At 35.2% G+C, this 16,757-nt stretch carries 14 protein-coding genes; 9 read left to right on the top strand and 5 right to left on the bottom strand.

Features of this window, described 5'->3' with window-relative positions:
• Positions 1 to 23: 23 nt before the first annotated feature.
• Positions 24 to 1,025 carry a lipopolysaccharide heptosyltransferase I gene (waaC, locus tag P6N22_RS08315; RefSeq protein ID WP_280331964.1) on the bottom strand — a complete coding sequence of 334 codons (1,002 nt, stop codon included), beginning with the start codon at positions 1,023 to 1,025 and terminating at the stop codon, positions 24 to 26.
• 82 nt (positions 1,026 to 1,107) lie between these two features.
• Here waaC and P6N22_RS08310 point away from each other — a divergent pair, with 82 nt between their 5' ends.
• From P6N22_RS08310 to P6N22_RS08280, 7 genes are all read left to right on the top strand, one after another.
• Entirely contained in the window at positions 1,108 to 2,013 is a 906-nt protein-coding gene (locus tag P6N22_RS08310; RefSeq protein WP_280331962.1) for a PDC sensor domain-containing protein, read from the top strand.
• Positions 2,013 to 2,624, top strand: a complete 612-nt coding sequence (gene hisH / locus P6N22_RS08305) for an imidazole glycerol phosphate synthase subunit HisH (protein ID WP_280331961.1) — start codon at positions 2,013 to 2,015, stop codon at positions 2,622 to 2,624. Before P6N22_RS08310 ends, hisH begins: the two co-directional genes overlap by 1 nt.
• A gap of 22 nt (positions 2,625 to 2,646) precedes the next feature.
• Complete coding sequence (gene hisA, locus P6N22_RS08300) at positions 2,647 to 3,357, top strand: 1-(5-phosphoribosyl)-5-[(5-phosphoribosylamino)methylideneamino]imidazole-4-carboxamide isomerase (RefSeq protein ID WP_280331959.1); 711 nt, start codon at positions 2,647 to 2,649, stop codon at positions 3,355 to 3,357.
• 70 nt (positions 3,358 to 3,427) lie between these two features.
• Positions 3,428 to 3,802 carry a response regulator gene (locus P6N22_RS08295; protein ID WP_280331957.1) on the top strand — a complete coding sequence of 125 codons (375 nt, stop codon included), beginning with the start codon at positions 3,428 to 3,430 and terminating at the stop codon, positions 3,800 to 3,802.
• Positions 3,802 to 4,629, top strand: coding sequence for a 50S ribosomal protein L11 methyltransferase (locus tag P6N22_RS08290; protein WP_280331955.1), 828 nt, complete (start codon positions 3,802 to 3,804; stop codon positions 4,627 to 4,629). Before P6N22_RS08295 ends, P6N22_RS08290 begins: the two co-directional genes overlap by 1 nt.
• A gap of 3 nt (positions 4,630 to 4,632) precedes the next feature.
• Positions 4,633 to 6,594 carry an ATP-dependent zinc metalloprotease FtsH gene (ftsH, locus tag P6N22_RS08285; protein WP_280331953.1) on the top strand — a complete coding sequence of 654 codons (1,962 nt, stop codon included), beginning with the start codon at positions 4,633 to 4,635 and terminating at the stop codon, positions 6,592 to 6,594.
• Positions 6,581 to 7,216 (top strand): phosphatidylserine decarboxylase, encoded by a 636-nt coding sequence (locus P6N22_RS08280; RefSeq protein ID WP_280331951.1) that lies wholly within the window; start codon positions 6,581 to 6,583, stop codon positions 7,214 to 7,216. Before ftsH ends, P6N22_RS08280 begins: the two co-directional genes overlap by 14 nt.
• On the opposite strand, the gene P6N22_RS08275 is transcribed toward P6N22_RS08280, so the two are convergent.
• The 3 genes from P6N22_RS08275 to P6N22_RS08265 form a co-directional block, all read right to left on the bottom strand.
• The gene (locus tag P6N22_RS08275) at positions 7,204 to 9,537 is read right to left on the bottom strand and encodes a tetratricopeptide repeat protein (RefSeq protein ID WP_280331949.1); all 2,334 of its coding nucleotides are present in this window, start codon (positions 9,535 to 9,537) and stop codon (positions 7,204 to 7,206) included. The two genes, P6N22_RS08280 and P6N22_RS08275, sit on opposite strands and share 13 nt — an antisense overlap.
• Before the next feature lie 65 nt (positions 9,538 to 9,602).
• Positions 9,603 to 10,319, bottom strand: coding sequence for an outer membrane protein OmpK (locus P6N22_RS08270; RefSeq protein ID WP_280332042.1), 717 nt, complete (start codon positions 10,317 to 10,319; stop codon positions 9,603 to 9,605).
• A 79-nt stretch (positions 10,320 to 10,398) separates the two neighbouring features.
• On the bottom strand, positions 10,399 to 10,740 hold the full coding sequence (locus P6N22_RS08265; protein ID WP_280331948.1) for a MerR family transcriptional regulator: 342 nt from the start codon (positions 10,738 to 10,740) through the stop codon (positions 10,399 to 10,401).
• A 211-nt stretch (positions 10,741 to 10,951) separates the two neighbouring features.
• Here P6N22_RS08265 and P6N22_RS08260 point away from each other — a divergent pair, with 211 nt between their 5' ends.
• Positions 10,952 to 14,536 carry a bifunctional proline dehydrogenase/L-glutamate gamma-semialdehyde dehydrogenase gene (locus P6N22_RS08260; RefSeq protein ID WP_280331946.1) on the top strand — a complete coding sequence of 1,195 codons (3,585 nt, stop codon included), beginning with the start codon at positions 10,952 to 10,954 and terminating at the stop codon, positions 14,534 to 14,536.
• Positions 14,537 to 16,003 carry a sodium/proline symporter PutP gene (putP, locus tag P6N22_RS08255; protein ID WP_280331944.1) on the top strand — a complete coding sequence of 489 codons (1,467 nt, stop codon included), beginning with the start codon at positions 14,537 to 14,539 and terminating at the stop codon, positions 16,001 to 16,003.
• A 25-nt stretch (positions 16,004 to 16,028) separates the two neighbouring features.
• Here putP and P6N22_RS08250 read toward each other — a convergent pair whose 3' ends face one another.
• A complete protein-coding gene (locus tag P6N22_RS08250) occupies positions 16,029 to 16,679 on the bottom strand; it encodes a DUF3530 family protein (RefSeq protein WP_280331942.1) in 651 nt (216 codons plus the stop codon).
• Between the last annotated feature and the right edge of the window lie 78 nt (positions 16,680 to 16,757).

Below are 16,757 nucleotides of genomic sequence, written 5' to 3'. Positions count from 1 at the left end.
AAAAGCTAGAAAAAGATAAAAGCCTATGAGTTGCATAAAAGGTCCTTTGCTTTTTGTACGATATCTTCAGGGTGGATCTCTTTAATTGAAAAATCATTTTTATCAATTTTAAGAATATTCACCTTTGAAGGCGATTTAATACCAATATTTTTAGGTGTCTCATATATCATCCGTGTTGTTGTTGGCCCAAGCAGTGTAATTGAAGGGATGTTTTGTGCCCAGGCAATATGAGTCGGTCCCGTATCATTTCCGATAAGCAGATCTAAGTGGGAGATAAAAGAGACTAGTTCATCTAAAGACATTTTCGGTGCTAATTCGGCAAACTCAGAGTGTTCACAAATCCACTCTGCGTCTTCTTTTTCTTTTTCACTACCCCAGATAATATATACCTGCTCTTTAAGGGAATTACATACTTTAATAACTTCCTCTTTCGGATAAACTTTTGAAGCCCATGAAGCTCCGATCACAAAAGCTATATTTTTTTTCTCTTTAGAGCGTTCATATTTGTGTTTTACCGGAAATACTGCATGCTTGTGCAATAGCATAGTATCTGTGATTTGAAAACCTAAAGCATCAGCAACTACAAAACAGTTACGTTTTACAACATTTGCTTCGTACGGGATATATGAAGATGTTTTATAAAATACACTTGCTAATGATTCACGAATAGAGTGTTTGTCAAAACCGTGAGTATTTTTAGAGATTAGCCTTGCTACGACAGCGGATTTAATCAGTCCTTGCATATCTATGACAAGATCATATTTTCCTAAAGAATGAAGATAAGAAATAAGCTGCTTCAGCAGAGAAAAACTTTTCTCTTTTTTGATTTTTTTGATGTTGATCGGATAAACATTTTCAATCTCTGAATTGTGTTGTAGAATAGGGGCAAAAACCTCTTCAGTGATCCAGTCTATTTGAACATCTGGATAATTTTTTTTAATAAACTGAAGAACGACCGCACTGTTTACAATATCACCTAGGGCAGAAAGTCTGACTATTGCTATTTTTTTTATTTCTTGTTTCATTGATGTAATTATAGCTAAAGTAATTTGTTTGTTAGTATCAATTAGATATAATAAGCCCATAAATTGCAAGGAGTAAAACCCCATGGTACCTATAGATATCCAAAGGTTTTCAGAGAGTCGTACAAAAGCAAGAGCATACTTTTGTTATTTATTCTCTAAAAATATTCCAAATAGACTTCCTTCTATTACGGAAGAGATGATTATTCCGAGACTGTTAAAAATTAAAGCAGATCTTGAAAAATGTGAAGGTGTATACCTTTTAGACTCTAAAGGTGTGCAGATATCTCCAACATTTACCGAAACAAAAACGATCGAAGACGATGTAGGTAAAATTCGTGCGCATCGTGCATACTATTATCGTGCAGTTCGTGAAGAGAGATGTACTATTACAGATCCATATCCGTCATTGATCACTGGTGATTTAACGGTAACTGCATCAGCACCTATTTTTTGTGAAAACGGTGATCTCAAATATGTGGCATGTTTAGATATGCCGCTTGGAGAAGTATTAAATCTTGCACAACTTACGAAAATGGATACGGGTTTTGGTAACCTGTTTAAATATGCATATGCTACATTTGCATTTGCATTGTTGGCAGTATCGATTTTGCTTTTTGCTAAAGGGATTCAAAGCTTCTTTTTACATGAAATTACACCTGTTTCTTTTGATATTAAGCATGTATTTGAAGCGACAATTTTACTTACGCTCTCCTTGGCCATATTTGATCTCTCCAAAACCTTGATCGAAGAGGAGATCCTTGGGCGGCATAAGGAGCATAATATATCCGGACCGCATAAAACGATGGTACGATTTTTAGGTTCGATTATTATTGCACTCTCAATTGAAGCGTTAATGCTTGTATTTAAATTTGCGATCACCGATCCCGATAAATTGCAATATGCGATGTTTATTGTCGGAGGGGTTGGCTTTTTGCTTATAAGTTTGGCAGTTTATATAAAATTTACAAAATTAAAGATTGATGAATAATGATAGCGATAGTTGATTATAACATGGGAAACCTGGCAAGTGTACAGAATGCATTTGCCAAATTAGGAAAAGATACGGTTGTAGAGAGCGATCCGGAAAAATTTAAAAATTATGACAAATTAATCCTTCCAGGTGTTGGTGCTTTTGGAGATGCTATGGAGCATCTACGTGAGCGTAATATGATCGATGCGATAAAAGAATTTGCAGCAAGCGGTAAGCCGATGCTTGGGATCTGTTTGGGGATGCAGCTTTTATTTGAAAGTAGTGAAGAGTTTGGTTCTCACGAAGGACTGGGACTGATTAAAGGTAAAGTTACAAAATTTGATGAATCGAAATTTGAAGAACCTTTGAAAGTACCGCATATGGGTTGGAACAGAATGTTTACAAAAGATCATCCATTGTTTAAAGGTTTAGATGATATGCATTACCTTTATTTTGTGCATACCTATCATGTAAATTGCGATGATGAAAATGACATAATCGGAAGAACGAATTACGGGTATGAATTTCCATCAGCTGTAGCACACAATAATATTATGGGAATTCAGCCACACCCTGAAAAAAGTCATACAAACGGGCTGAAAATTTTAGAAAATTTTATTAATTTATAATTATAGAAACAGAGGGAATTAAATGACGTTATATCCGGCAATTGATCTTAAAGACGGACAGGCAGTAAGATTAACAAAAGGGCTTATGGAGAGTGCAAAAGTATACTCAAACGAGCCTTGGGAACTTGTAAAAAGATTTGAAGAGATGGGTGCTGAATGGGTGCACTTAGTTGACCTTAACGGTGCATTTGCAGGTGAGCCTAAAAACTTAGAGCAGATTAAGAAAATTCGTGCAAATTGTAATGTAAAACTAGAGCTAGGCGGTGGTATTCGTGATGAAGCTACTATTCAAAACATGCTTGAAATAGGAATCGACAGAGTTATTTTAGGGTCGATTGCAGTAAAAGATCCACAGTTTGTAAAAGATATGGCGGCAAAATACCCGATTGCAGTCGGAATTGATGCGATTGACGGTTATGTGGCAGTTGAAGGATGGGGTGAAGTTTCATCTATGAAAGCAACTGACCTTGCCCGTGAATTTGCTAATGCAGGTGTAGAAGCAATTATCTGTACAGATGTAGGTAAAGACGGGACTCTTTCAGGGGTGAATGTTGAATTTACTTTAGATATTGCTCGTGCTAGTGGAGTGAGTACAATAGCAAGCGGCGGTGTAAAAGATGAGAGTGATATAGAGGCTCTTATAGAGACAAAAGAAGTTGACGGTGTAATCATCGGAAAAGCGTTCTATGAGGGGACTCTAGACTTACCAAAAATGTTTAAGTTATTGGATTAATGGTAAAAAAATAAAAATTTCGATATTATTGTTCGAAATAATTTGCAAATTTTATAAAAAAGGATTTCGCTTGAAATTACTTGTCGTTGATGATAGTTCTACTATGCGCCGTATTATTAAAAATACTTTAGCTCGTTTAGGGTACAAAGATATACTCGAAGGAGCGGACGGTGTTGAAGGTTGGAACGCATTAGATGCTAATCCAGATATTGAGATGTTAATTACTGACTGGAATATGCCTGAGATGAATGGACTGGAACTAGTAAAAAAAGTACGTGCTGATGAACGTTTTACTGATTTACCAATTATTATGGTTACAACAGAGGGTGGTAAAGCAGAAGTTATTACGGCATTAAAAGCAGGTGTAAATAACTATATTGTTAAACCTTTTACTCCACAAGTTCTTAAAGAGAAACTTGGTGCTGTTATGGGTGTTGCCGAGTAATGCATGAGCATTATTATGAACTTACTGTAAAAGTTTCCTCTCACCATTCTTTATTTTCAGATTTTTTAGCAGACACTTTACCTGTTGGATTTGAAGAGACGGAAGAGGGCTTTATTATCAGAAGTGAAGATGACTTAGAAACTATAGCGTGGGGACTTGAACAGTTCCGTGAAGCACTGCAAAAAGCTTTAGGTGTCAGTATTGAATTAGAAACTGAACAAAAAAAGTTGAAAAATGATGACTGGGTTCAGCTTTATAAAGAAAGTATAGAACCGCTTACAATAGAAAAGTTTTACATCCATCCTACATGGAGTGAAGATAACCCTGATTTAATTAACATCGTTATAGATCCTGCACTTGCTTTTGGAACTGGACATCATCCGACAACGGCATCTGTACTTAAAGCAATATCAAAATATGTGAAGAAAGATGACAGTGTTTTAGATGTTGGTTGCGGCAGCGGTATCCTTTCTTTAGCGGCAATGAAGTTGGGTGCCAAAGTTGATGCATGTGATACGGATGAAATATCTGTAAAAAACTCTTTAGAAAATGCAGAATTAAATTCTCTAGAATTTTCTAAGATCTGGGAAGGTTCTTGTACAAATTTAGAGCAGCAATATGATGTAGTTGTTGCAAATATCGTTGCAGATGTTTTAATATTTTTAGCAAATGATTTGAAAAAAGCTTTAAAAGAAAACGGTATATTAATCTTATCAGGTATTTTAGATAAGTATGAAGATAAAGTTATAAGTGCCTATACAGATTGCGAGATTGTAGAAAAAATCAATCAAGATGAATGGGTAAGTTTAGTAGTAAAAAAGAGATAAATAATGGCAGATAAGCAAGAAAACAATAAAAATAATAATTTTTTTAATCAAAATCCTTTAATTACATTTGCAATTTTTTCAGTTGCTGTAATTTTAATCTTTAAAATGATGGTAGGTGAAGGTTCTGGAGAATCTTCAATCGGTGTCGGCACAAAAGTTAAGCAAGTAAGTTATTCTGAACTAAAATCTTTGGTTGAGAAAAAAGAGCTAAGTACAGTAGAGATTGGACAAAGCTATATCCGTGCAAAATCTTCAGACGGTGCAACTATGTTTACTACAAGAGTAATTCCTGAAGATAGCGGTTTAGTAGAACTTCTTGATAAAAATAAAATAGAATATACAGGTTTTAGTGAGTCAAACTGGTTTACAGAGATGTTTGGATGGTTGTTTCCATTCTTATTAATTCTAGGTATCTGGATGTTCTTTGCTTCAAGAATGCAAAAATCGATGGGTAACGGCATTCTTGGTATGGGCGCAAATAAAAAAATGGTGAATTCAGAAAAGCCAAAAACAAAGTTTGACGATGTAGCCGGTGTTCAAGAAGCTAAAGAAGAAGTTCAGGAAATTGTAGACTTTTTAAAATATCCAGGTCGTTATGTTGAGATTGGTGCAAAAATACCAAAAGGGGTACTTTTAGTAGGTAGTCCTGGTACTGGTAAGACACTTTTGGCAAAAGCAGTTGCTGGTGAAGCTGAAGTGCCATTTTTCTCAGTAAGTGGTTCTAGTTTTATTGAGATGTTTGTCGGTGTTGGTGCTGCGCGTGTACGTGATCTGTTTGAGCAAGCAAAGAAAGATGCACCTTCAATCATCTTTATCGATGAGATTGATGCTATCGGTAAAAGCCGTGCTGCTGGTGGTGTTATGGGCGGTAATGACGAAAGAGAACAAACACTTAATCAGCTTTTAGCAGAGATGGATGGTTTTGGAACAGATACGCCTGTTATTATTTTAGCAGCTACAAACAGACCGGAAATTCTTGACCAGGCATTATTACGTCCGGGACGTTTTGATAGACAAGTTCTTGTTGATAAACCTGACTTTGAAGGGCGTATCCAGATCCTTAAAGTACATGTTAAAGACGTTAAGATGGATGCAGATGTTGACTTGGAAGAGGTAGCTCGTCTAACGGCAGGACTGGCTGGAGCAGATTTGGCAAACGTTGTGAACGAAGCAGCGCTTTTAGCAGGACGTAAAAACCAAAAAACGGTAAAACAACAAGATCTTTTTGAATCTGTTGAGAGAGCATTAGCAGGTTTAGCGAAAAAGTCACGTCGTATTAACCCTAAAGAGAAAAAAATAGTAGCTTACCATGAAAGCGGTCATGCACTTTTAGCTGAAACTACTGAAGGTGCAAAAAAAGTTTCAAAAGTTTCTATTGTTCCTCGTGGACTTGCAGCTCTTGGATACACACTGAATAAACCTGAAGAAGACAAGTTCATGATGCAACGTCATGAATTATGGGCAGAAGTTGATGTACTACTTGGTGGACGTGCAGCTGAACAAGTGTTCTTAGGTGAGATTTCTACTGGTGCAGGGAATGATTTAGAGCGTGCAACAGACATTATCAAATCTATGGTACAAACGTATGGTATGACAGATATAGCAGGTTTAATGGTATTAGAGAAATCTCGCCAATCTTTCCTGGGACCAACTGGTGGAAGCGCTAGAGAATATAGCGATAAGATGGCAGAAGATATGGATACCTTTATTAAAGAGTCTTTACAGGAACGTTATATAGCTGTAATGGCACGTCTTGAGGAATACCGCGAGGCTATTGAAGATATGGTTTCACTTCTTTACAAGAAAGAGAATATTACGGGTGAAGATGTTCGTCAAATTATTAAAGAATTTGAAGAGAAAAACGGTTTAGAATCTAAACTTGTAGAAGAGGTTGAAAGTATCAAAGAGGAACTCAAAGAGGATGCTTCGATGAGTGATAAAGAGAATAAAGATGATGAGCAATAATCTATTTATAATAGCAAAATACTCGTATAACTATCTGCTTTACTCAGCAGCAGCTTTTGCCGTTTTTTATATATTCGGTTTTGAATTTTTAGCGACAATAGCTTTTTTTGTAGTTCTATTTTTCGTATATACATTCAGAAATCCGGAAAGAGAACTGCAAAACTTTGATAGTAGTAGTGTTCTTGCACCATGTGACGGTGTAGTTACTGCTATTGAAGAGTTAGAAGAGGGTGCATATCGTTACAAAGTAGAGATTGAATCATCTATTACAGATGTTGGAATTCTACGTGCCCCTATCAACGGTAAAGTTACAAATGTTCTTTTAGCAAAAGGTACAAAAGTAAAAAAAGCTTCAAAACTTTTTCATGATCTTAATGAATCTTTGACTATAGAATTTACAGATGAAAAAGATAACAGTGTAAAAGTTGTACACCGTTTAAAACAATCTGCAGTACCTATTTTTTCAGACCTTGTAGAATCTCAAAATGTTATGAAATCTATGAGATACGGTTTTGCTTCAAATTGTGTAACTACAATCTACCTCAAAAATAACGTAAGACTGAATCTTCAGTTATCGCAACAAATTACAGCATCACAAAGCTTAATAGCTTATTTCTCTTGATGCTGTTTCGCAAATAATAGTTTTTGCGTATCTATCTCAAAATCAAAATAGTGTGATCTAAAATTATTCGAGTCTATATGCAGTAATTGGATGTTCGCTGCTTCATAGTTCTTCGCTTCTAAATATAAAAGCCCAAGGGCAAATCTACTCTCATAAAATGATTTGTTTTTTATCTTTGATAGCTCTAATAATGCTATTGCATTGGCATGGTGTTTTGCAGCCGTAGAAGCTACAGCACCAAGATAAAGAGTATATGCGTCAGTTACTTTACGTTCATCGATTAAATGGTTATAAAGCGTATATGACTCTTCAAACTGTTGATCATAGAGTGATGCAAGTGCAAGTGTACTTTCAATCTCTTGAGAATAACGATCTGTAGACTCTAATTTCTCTTTTAACTGTTGGCGAAGATAGTAAAGTTTACCTGTAATTAAATTGATTTGAATATAAAGATAACGAGTGATGTAAGGGCCGTAATAGAGATCGTTAAATGTTAGACTCTGATCTTTTAGATAACTGATAATCTCCTTTGGATATTTAGAATCATTGTATGAATGAAAATGTGTATCCATATACATAATATGAGGGAGTATATCGTTAGGTAATAATGAAACAAGTTCTGCAGTGGCATTATTAGCTACTTCGAAATTATTTAACTTTGTTGCAATAATTGTATTGAGAACTAAATATAAAGGTCTTTTTTTGTCACTTACCTGGAGCCAGTCAGCCGCTAGCATATAGTTGTTCTCAGAGATAGCCAGCAGAGTTTTATAGAGCTCTTTTTCTTCACTTTCATCTTCCATATGGATAGAATCGGAAAGAATTGAACGGAGTTTTTCATATTTTGTATTTGTGAGTTGCGCTGTAAAAACAGCATATAAACCTGCAAGATAATTTTTAGAATCTAAGTAGTATGAACGTAAAAAGTGCTCATGAGCTTTATTGAGATTGCCAAGTTGTGCATATGTTAAAGCTAAGTTATACTGTAAAATAGAGTGCTTTGGCTGAATTTTAACAAGTTTTTGAAAATCATCATTTGCTTCTCGAAGTTGTAAGTTAAGAGCTTTTTTAATGGCAACAGTCATCCCTTTATTTACATTAGAAGATGAAGAACTTTTTTTAAGGTACTCTTGAGCAGATTTAATATTGTCGATGAATGTATTCGCATTCCCTTTACGAATGTAACTTATCGTTTGATCTGCATTAAACATTTTGTACGGAGAGTAATAAAATATTTTTTGGTAAGCGATATCTTTTGACTCTATAGTAACATCTCTATAAAGTTTTTGTGCCGCTTTAGGATCAAAAAGAGAACTTTTTAATTTGACATTTATTGGATAGGGCTTATATACGTCATCAGGAAACTTATCAGTTACTTTTTTCAGTTCAAGTGTTGCTTTTGCTATTTGTCCTGCTTTTAGCAATGTTAATCCCATTGCAAGTCTTGTACGCAGCTCTTCTTTGCCAGTTAAAAGCGCTGCTTCAAAATGTTTCACCGCAAGTGTAACATCTCCTACTCTTGAATATAAAAGTCCTAAAGTAAAATCATTTAATTCATCGCTGTTCATCTCCAAAGCGTCAATCGCATTATAGTTATTGTCAAAAAGAGCATTCATTTTGGCTTTTAAATTGTTTTGTATTTTAGGATAAGCATTTGATGTGGCATTGTTCAAAGAGTTTAGAGCTGCTAAATAGTTACGTTTATAGTAATTGATAAGTGTGTAATAGTATGAATATAGAGGAGAATTGACTTCATAAGGAAGATAGGCATATGCTAGGTCTATATAATATTGAAAACTTTCTTGATCGTTTAAATGTAAAGAACATACAGCTGCATTGATTGCACTTACACATCTTTTTTCATCATTTTCGATTGCTTTTTGAAAAGTCTCAAGTGCTTGTTTGTATTGTTTGTCTTTAAGTTGTGCTACTCCCAGATTGTACATAGAGATAGCTTGAGAGTATTGTGCAATTTTTTGGTAAAGAGAAAGAGCTTTTTCTTTATCTCCGTTAGAATAGAGATAATTGGCTTTTGCGATCATCTTCTCTAGTTTACTAGGCTCAACATGAACCTCTTGAGGTTGGAGTTTAGTTTCTAGAATGTTTTCATTAAGAGGGATATTATATTCATCACCTGATTTTGTAAAAAGTAGTATTACAATAATTAATAAAACAAGAACAAGAGCAATTAATATAAAGACTATAAATTTCTTTTTCGAATTACTATCATTTTCACCATCAGACTCTTTTGCACCGTGTGAATCATGGACAGCATCAATGTCTTCAATAATTATAATCTCTTCTTCTATTGTGTTTGCCATAAGTACCTAATTTCTTTAATTATATCATACAAGCAATTTTAATACCATTTTATAGCGAAAAAGTATTAGAAATAATATTTTAGAGAATAGATAATAGCGTCTTGGTAAGTCGCATATCCTAGTTTATGATCAGCATATCTATATTGGATACCGGGAGTAAAATTTTGTGTCATACTCCACCATAATGATATTGCACCATTTACTCCATACTCTTGGCCATCTCCGGTAGGAATTCCGTCACAAAGATAGTGCTTTTTCTCTCTTGCAAATTCAATCTCATGCCATTGAAATAGCTTGATTTTTTCACCAAAAATAGTCGTATCGTAATTAAATACCCACCCAGTCATATAACCGTTAAAACCGTTATAGTTTGAAGAATTTTGATAGTGTATTCCAATAAAAGGTTTAAACCAGAAGTTTGCCGTAGAATATTTGTAAGAAAAGCCTGTAATTAAATTATTTACATAAAAAGTTTTACTCTTTAGTGCAAAATCCTGTATATGAAGTGCAAACCCATTTTTTATATAGATATCAAAGATGGGTTTGAGAGCAAAACGCAAATCATAGGGATAAGCTTCATTATAATCACGATTTGGATTTTCAATATCTATATATCCGTAAAACTCACCCCATTTCCAACCTACACCGCCTTCAAGTTCTAAATATGTAAAATCTCTTTGTAAAGTTTGAGTAGCAGTTCTTTTACTCCAGTCAAAATAGTTAACACTTGCATTGAGAAATGAATAAAGTGTCTCTGCATATAATGATGCCGAGAAAAATATAAAAAGAAAAAAAAGTTTATGAGTATATATAGGAAATCCTTTAGTGTAAAAAGCTTGAATTTAAATAATGATAAGGAGATTAAAAAATATCTAGATCTTCTATCTCTTTAGGTGGAATTTTATCTAATTGTTTCTCTATGTTTTGCATGATTTTATTTTTTTCATCTATGCTCATATGATTTTCGAGAAGTTCAAGTATGTACTTAATGCCATTAGCATTTATTTTTTTTACACTGGCAATATAGTGGACAAAAGCGATTTTGTTAATATCGTTGATTGAGTAGAGTTTTTTTTCTATCCCTTCATGTTTTGGCAAAAGACCTTTATCTTCATACATTCTAAGGGTTCTGCTTTTTGCTTCAAGCATATCTGCTACACCGCTTAGGGGAATAACCGGTTTATCTTTATCTATCAAGGACAAAGTGTTTCTCCTGAATTGTAATATAAAATTATATCATAGGAATACTTTTGTTTAGAGTTGTTACATGTACTATGTAAAATATTTACATATATTATGTAAGAATAATTGTTTATTAAGGCGTATAACTATACACTAGAAATGTAAAATATTTGGCTTAATATGAAAAGAATGTAGAATATAGATGTAGTTAAACGAATAAAGGCATAAATGTATGAATATAGACAAAACAACTTTTAACGATGCAAAAAAACTTGCCACTAAATGGCAGTTGGAAATAGAACACAATAGGGAAAATGCTGAAAAAAAGTTTCATGCCATTATGCAACGTATGTTACAAGATCCGACAAATAAAGTTTTTTTAATTGAGTTGTTAGATCAAAGCTTTCGTTCACTGGATGCTAATCGCATTGCCGATCAGTTAGAGTATATATTTGAAAAATATAACAATACAACATTTTTTACGGAATTTGAGCAGTTACTGGTTTGGCTTTTTAGAAATGTCGGTATATATTTACCGTATATTTCAGTCCCGTTATTTATCAAGTACCTGAGAAACGATATTAAAAATATTGTAATAAAAGGGGAAGAAAAACCACTTAATGCACATTTGCAAAAACGTATTGATGAAGATACACGGGTAAATATCAATATTATCGGAGAGGCTGTTTTAGGCGAACAGGAAGCTAAAGAGCGTGTAGAAAAATATATAAAAGTATTAGAAAATCCAAATATAAATTATGTATCTATTAAGATATCCACTATATTTTCACAAATTAATCCTATAGCACATGAGTGGAGCGTTGCTCAGATATCTTCAAAACTGGAAAAGATATATGAATCTGCTATGAAAAACTCTTTTATCAATAAATATGGTAAGAAAGAGGCAAAGTTTATCAATCTGGATATGGAAGAGTATAGAGATATTAATCTGACAATTGATGTATTTATGAAAACACTTTCACGTAACGAGTTCAAAAATTTACATGCAGGGATCGTACTTCAAACATATATTCCAGAAACTCTAGAGCACTTGAAGAAACTTTACATATGGGCAAAAGAGAGAGTGGATAACGGCGGTGCACCAATAAAAGTCCGATTGGTAAAAGGGGCAAATCAGGAGATGGAACTTACAGAATCCTCTCTTAGAGGGTGGCCGTGTGTAACTTACTTGAATAAAGCTCAAAGTGATGCGAACTATAAAGTATTGATGGATTTTTTACTGGATCAAGAAGTAGCGCAATATATCCATATAGGTATAGCTTCACACAATCTATTTGATCAGGCTTTGGCATTTTTGCTGGCAAAGAAAAGAGGTGTGCAAGAGTATTTTACTGCAGAGATGCTCGAAGGGATGAGTGAAACGGCTTATCATATGTTGAAAAAAGATAAGATTAATGTCATTCTTTATGCTCCGACGGCAACAGCGCAAACTTTCACAAATGCAATCGCATATTTAGTCAGAAGGTTCGATGAAAATACAGCAGAGCAAAATTATCTCAGACACAGTTTTGGCTTGAAAGTAGGCTCTGAAGCATGGGATGTTCTACTTAAAAGCTACGATGATGCGCTCACGGCTATCCCTGATTTACCTATGATTCCATATAGAAAACAAGATAGAAATTTAGAAGTGCTAGAGTCAGATATAGATCCTGAAAACTATGTTTTTAAAAATGAAAGCGATACAGACTTTTCACTAAAGAAAAATCAACAATGGGCTCAAAAAATTCGTGATAAATGGAAAAACATATCTAAAACAGAACCTTTTAATACATCTCCTGTAGTTGGAGGAGAAGAGGTACACAGCGATGTTATAAAAGAGGTTATTGATAAGTCGCAGTACCACCAAAACGTTATTGTCGGGCAATGTGAAATGGCAACAGCAGAAGAATTACGAAGAGCTGTTCAGGTTGCTAAAAATGATCCGGATGAGTGGAGTGGACTAAGTCTTCAACAAAGAACAAAAATTCTGATGAATGTAGCAGATCAATTTAGAAAAAATAGAGCTGATCTGATAGGTGTAGCTGCTGCAGAAGTAGGAAAAGTATTTTTAGAAACAGATGTAGAGGTTTCTGAAGCTATAGATTTTTTAAATTTTTATCCATATAGTGTGAAAAAACTGAATGATCTTGAAGGTATTACAACTAAAGAAAAGGGTGTGGGGGTTGTGATCAGTCCATGGAACTTTCCTGTGGCCATAGCTACTGGCGGAGTTGCAGCTGCACTTGCAACAGGAAACAGAGTGATCCTAAAACCATCGTCAGATGCTGTTTTATCTGCTTATTTAGTGTGTAAATGTTTTTGGGACGGCGGTGTAAGTAAAAATGTGTTGCAGTTTGCTCCTACAGAGGGTGCACTTGCCGGTGAACATCTTGTAAAAAACAAAGATGTTGATTTTGTCATATTTACAGGGAGTGAAAGAACAGCTTTAGGGATGTTGCAAAATCGTCCAGATATTCACTTGAGTGCAGAAACAGGAGGAAAAGACGCAACAATTGTGACAGCATTGGCTGATCGTGATCAGGCTGTTAAAAATGTTATCGCTTCCGCATTTAACAACTCCGGACAAAAATGTTCTGCAACATCACTGCTAGTACTTGAAAAAGAGCTTTATGAAGATGAAAAGTTCAGAGATATGCTCGTTGATGCAACACATTCTTTAAATGTAGGTTCGGTTTGGGATTTTGAAAATAAAATCGGCTCACTGGTAAATCTCCCCTCAGGAAATTTAAAAAAGGCATTAGAATATATGGATGATAATGAGCAGTGGCTTATAAAGCCATCCTATGCGGATGATAATAATCCATATATGCTCAAGCCATCGATTAGATGGGGGACTCAAAAAGGAGACTTCTGTCATCTAAATGAGTTATTTGGTCCTGTTTTGAGTGTAATGTGTGCAGAGGACTTAGATAATGCCATAGATATAGTAAATTCAACAGGATACGGGTTGACATCGGGAATAGAGAGTCTGGATGAGCGTGAGAAAAAGCTTTTTAAAGAGAAGTTAAAAGCAGGTAATCTGTACTTAAACCGTGTAACAACGGGAGCAATCGTGATGAGACAGCCTTTTGGAGGTATGGGGAAATCGGCAATAGGAAGCGGGAAAAAAGCAGGTGGCCTTAACTATGTGTCTCAGTTTTTAAACATCGGCTTTGATGAGAGAGAGTTAAAGGAGCGTGCTGACAACTCCTACATCGCAAGATTGAAAGGGATTTTAAAAGAGGAACTTCAATATAAAGATATCCTCAAAAATGTGATTAAAACGCTTGAAAATTTTGCTTATTGGCTGGATAAAGAGTTTTTTGAAGAGCATGACTATACAAATATCAGAGGTGAGAGTAATATAATCAGGTATTTGAATGTTCAAAATATGGTGTTAATTATAGAAGAGGAAGATTCACTTTATGAAATGCTTTGTACAGTTGCTGCAGCAAAAATGGCAGGTGTACACTTACACGTATCACTGCCAAAAAAAATCGCCTCATTAGAACTATTATGGTTGATGGGAAAACTAGCCTTACTGCTTGATATGACAGACAGTTTTGCAAATGAAGGTATGCAAGAGAAGTTACGATCGGTTAAAAGTGCTGATCGTATCAGAACTCTCAAACGAAAAAATATAGCTCAAGATATCTATGAGAGTGCGGCTCAAGAGGTTGTTCATATTGCGAGTGAAGATTTTGTCCCTCACGGAAGAGTGGAGTTAATGCACTTTTTTATAGAACAGAGTATCTCTGACAGTTATCACAGATATGGAAATTTAGGTCTAAAAGGCCTGACACCAAAGGAGAAGTAGATGGATATACCTTTATTGAGTTCGTTTATCTTATATATGCTTGTAATGCTGGGTATAGGATTTTATTTTTATTTTAAAACAGATGATTTAAGTGACTATGTATTAGGCGGACGTGGATTAGGTCCGGGTGTAACAGCACTGAGTGCAGGAGCATCAGATATGAGCGGATGGTTGCTTTTAGGATTGCCTGGAATGATGTATAGTGACGGACTTGTCGGTAGTTGGATCGCTGTCGGTCTTTTTATAGGGGCATATTTAAATTGGCACTATGTTGCAAAGCCGCTTCGCGTGTATACACACCATTTAAACGATGCCATTACAATACCTGATTATTTTTCTAACAGATTTGAAGACAACAAAAATGGTTTGCGTGTAGTAACTGCTATAGTGATTCTTCTGTTTTATACGCTTTATACATCTTCGGGACTTGTCGGCGGAGCAAAACTTTTTGAGGCTACATTTAACTTAGACTATTCTACGGCACTGTTAATCGGAAGTTTTATCATCGTATCGTATACATTTTTAGGCGGATACAATGCCGTAAGCTGGACAGATTTTATCCAGGGGATACTTATGATGTTGGCCCTGGTCGTAACACCTTTAGCTGTATTGTCCGAGATAGGCGGAATAGAGAAGGTTATAGATATCATAGAGGTAAACGATATAACGAAACTCGATATTGTAAGCGGAAGCTCTTTAATAGGTATTTTATCTTTATTGGCATGGGGTCTTGGATATTTTGGGCAGCCCCATATCCTTGTTCGCTTTATGTCGATTAGAGATGAAAGTGAAATGGAGCGAGCAAAAGCTATAGGAATGAGCTGGATGGGAATCTCCATCTTGGGTTCACTGAGTGTCGGTTTCTTCGGATTTGCATACGTTGTTGCAAACGGAGTTGATCTGCAAGACAGTGAAAAGATTTTTATATCACTCTCTCAACTGCTTTTCAATCCTTGGATAGCAGGTTTTTTACTTGCTGCGATTTTAGCTGCGATTATGAGTACTATCGATTCACAGTTATTGGTATCATCCTCAGTATTGACGCGGGACATATATCATGCGATATTACATAAAGATGCAAGCGATAAAGAGTTGGTATGGGTTGGTCGTGCGACTGTAATGATTATTGCAGTTATTGCATGGTATATCTCTACCGATAGCAACTCTAGTGTATTAAAACTTGTTTCTTATGCTTGGGCAGGATTTGGAGCGGCATTTGGTCCTCTTATTATTTTATCTTTATTTAGTCGTGAGATAACGAAGACGGGAGCGATAGCAGGAATGGTTGTCGGATCTATTACTGTTATTGTCTACAAGCAATTAGAAGGGGGGATTTTTGATCTGTATGAACTGCTTCCCGGATTTGTTTTTGCTTGGATTGCGATAGTTGTAGTGAGTAAAATAAGTGGTGGCGCATCTCAGAGAAGTAAAGAGATATTTGATGAGGTGCAAGAGAAGCTACGTTAAATACTTTTAGAGAAGGTTGAAAAACCTACTCTTGTTGCTGCTCTATCCAGTTTTCAACTTCCTCAATCAAAAAACCGTCTACACCGTCTAAAACATGGTTTGCATTGGGAAAAGGGTACTGTGTATAGTTTTCGTTTTGAAGATGAGTACGTGTTGCAGCATATCTCTTATCTTCTTCATTGGCATCTCCCCATATATCAAAAACAGGGATGTTGATTTTTTTCATATTATCGTTGCAAGAGATCAGTTTACTCTCATTACCTCTACATCCGACAGCAATATAGCCTTTTACTCCACTTTTTGGATAGGAGACCAAGAAACTACTTGTCATTCCTGCACCTAAAGAGTGCCCTATAAGGTAGATGTTTTTTACACCTTTTGAATGTAAAAATTGTATTGCTTGATTGATCATGGCATTTACAGCTGGCTGTTCTACTTCAAACTCTCTATACTCTTTATGGTTTATCGGCATCTGTAGAGAAAGGGTATGAAAACCCATATCTTCATTCAAAGCTATTCTTAGAGGTTTTACTACTTTAAAATCAGGATTCTTACCTTTACCGTGAGCCAGAATAATTCCGTTTTCATTATTCCCTTGCAGATATAGAGAATGCTTTGGCATATCTATGGCAAGTAACTGCAAAGAAAGCATGGCAATAGTTAAAAAAAATTTCATATGAATTCCTTTCTATTTTGATTGATAGAAAGTATAGTTTGATAATATAAAATAAAAATAAAATATGGAGAAGACAAT

Origin of the sequence: Sulfurimonas sp. C5 (genome assembly GCF_029872055.1) — a bacterium.
GTDB lineage: Bacteria > Campylobacterota > Campylobacteria > Campylobacterales > Sulfurimonadaceae > Sulfurimonas.
This window is presented reverse-complemented; position numbering and strand designations above follow the sequence as displayed.

Bases quoted from the DNA above. Each gene is read 5' to 3' on its own strand.
- P6N22_RS08275 (WP_280331949.1), bottom strand. From the start codon at position 9,537: ATGGCAAACACAATAGAAGAAGAGATTATAATTATTGAAGACATTGAT.
- ftsH (WP_280331953.1), top strand. From the start codon at position 4,633: ATGGCAGATAAGCAAGAAAACAATAAAAATAATAATTTTTTTAATCAA.
- P6N22_RS08250 (WP_280331942.1), bottom strand. From the start codon at position 16,679: ATGAAATTTTTTTTAACTATTGCCATGCTTTCTTTGCAGTTACTTGCC.
- P6N22_RS08290 (WP_280331955.1), top strand. From the start codon at position 3,802: ATGCATGAGCATTATTATGAACTTACTGTAAAAGTTTCCTCTCACCAT.
- P6N22_RS08280 (WP_280331951.1), top strand. From the start codon at position 6,581: ATGATGAGCAATAATCTATTTATAATAGCAAAATACTCGTATAACTAT.
- P6N22_RS08310 (WP_280331962.1), top strand. From the start codon at position 1,108: ATGGTACCTATAGATATCCAAAGGTTTTCAGAGAGTCGTACAAAAGCA.
- putP (WP_280331944.1), top strand. From the start codon at position 14,537: ATGGATATACCTTTATTGAGTTCGTTTATCTTATATATGCTTGTAATG.
- hisA (WP_280331959.1), top strand. From the start codon at position 2,647: ATGACGTTATATCCGGCAATTGATCTTAAAGACGGACAGGCAGTAAGA.
- P6N22_RS08260 (WP_280331946.1), top strand. From the start codon at position 10,952: ATGAATATAGACAAAACAACTTTTAACGATGCAAAAAAACTTGCCACT.
- waaC (WP_280331964.1), bottom strand. From the start codon at position 1,025: ATGAAACAAGAAATAAAAAAAATAGCAATAGTCAGACTTTCTGCCCTA.
- hisH (WP_280331961.1), top strand. From the start codon at position 2,013: ATGATAGCGATAGTTGATTATAACATGGGAAACCTGGCAAGTGTACAG.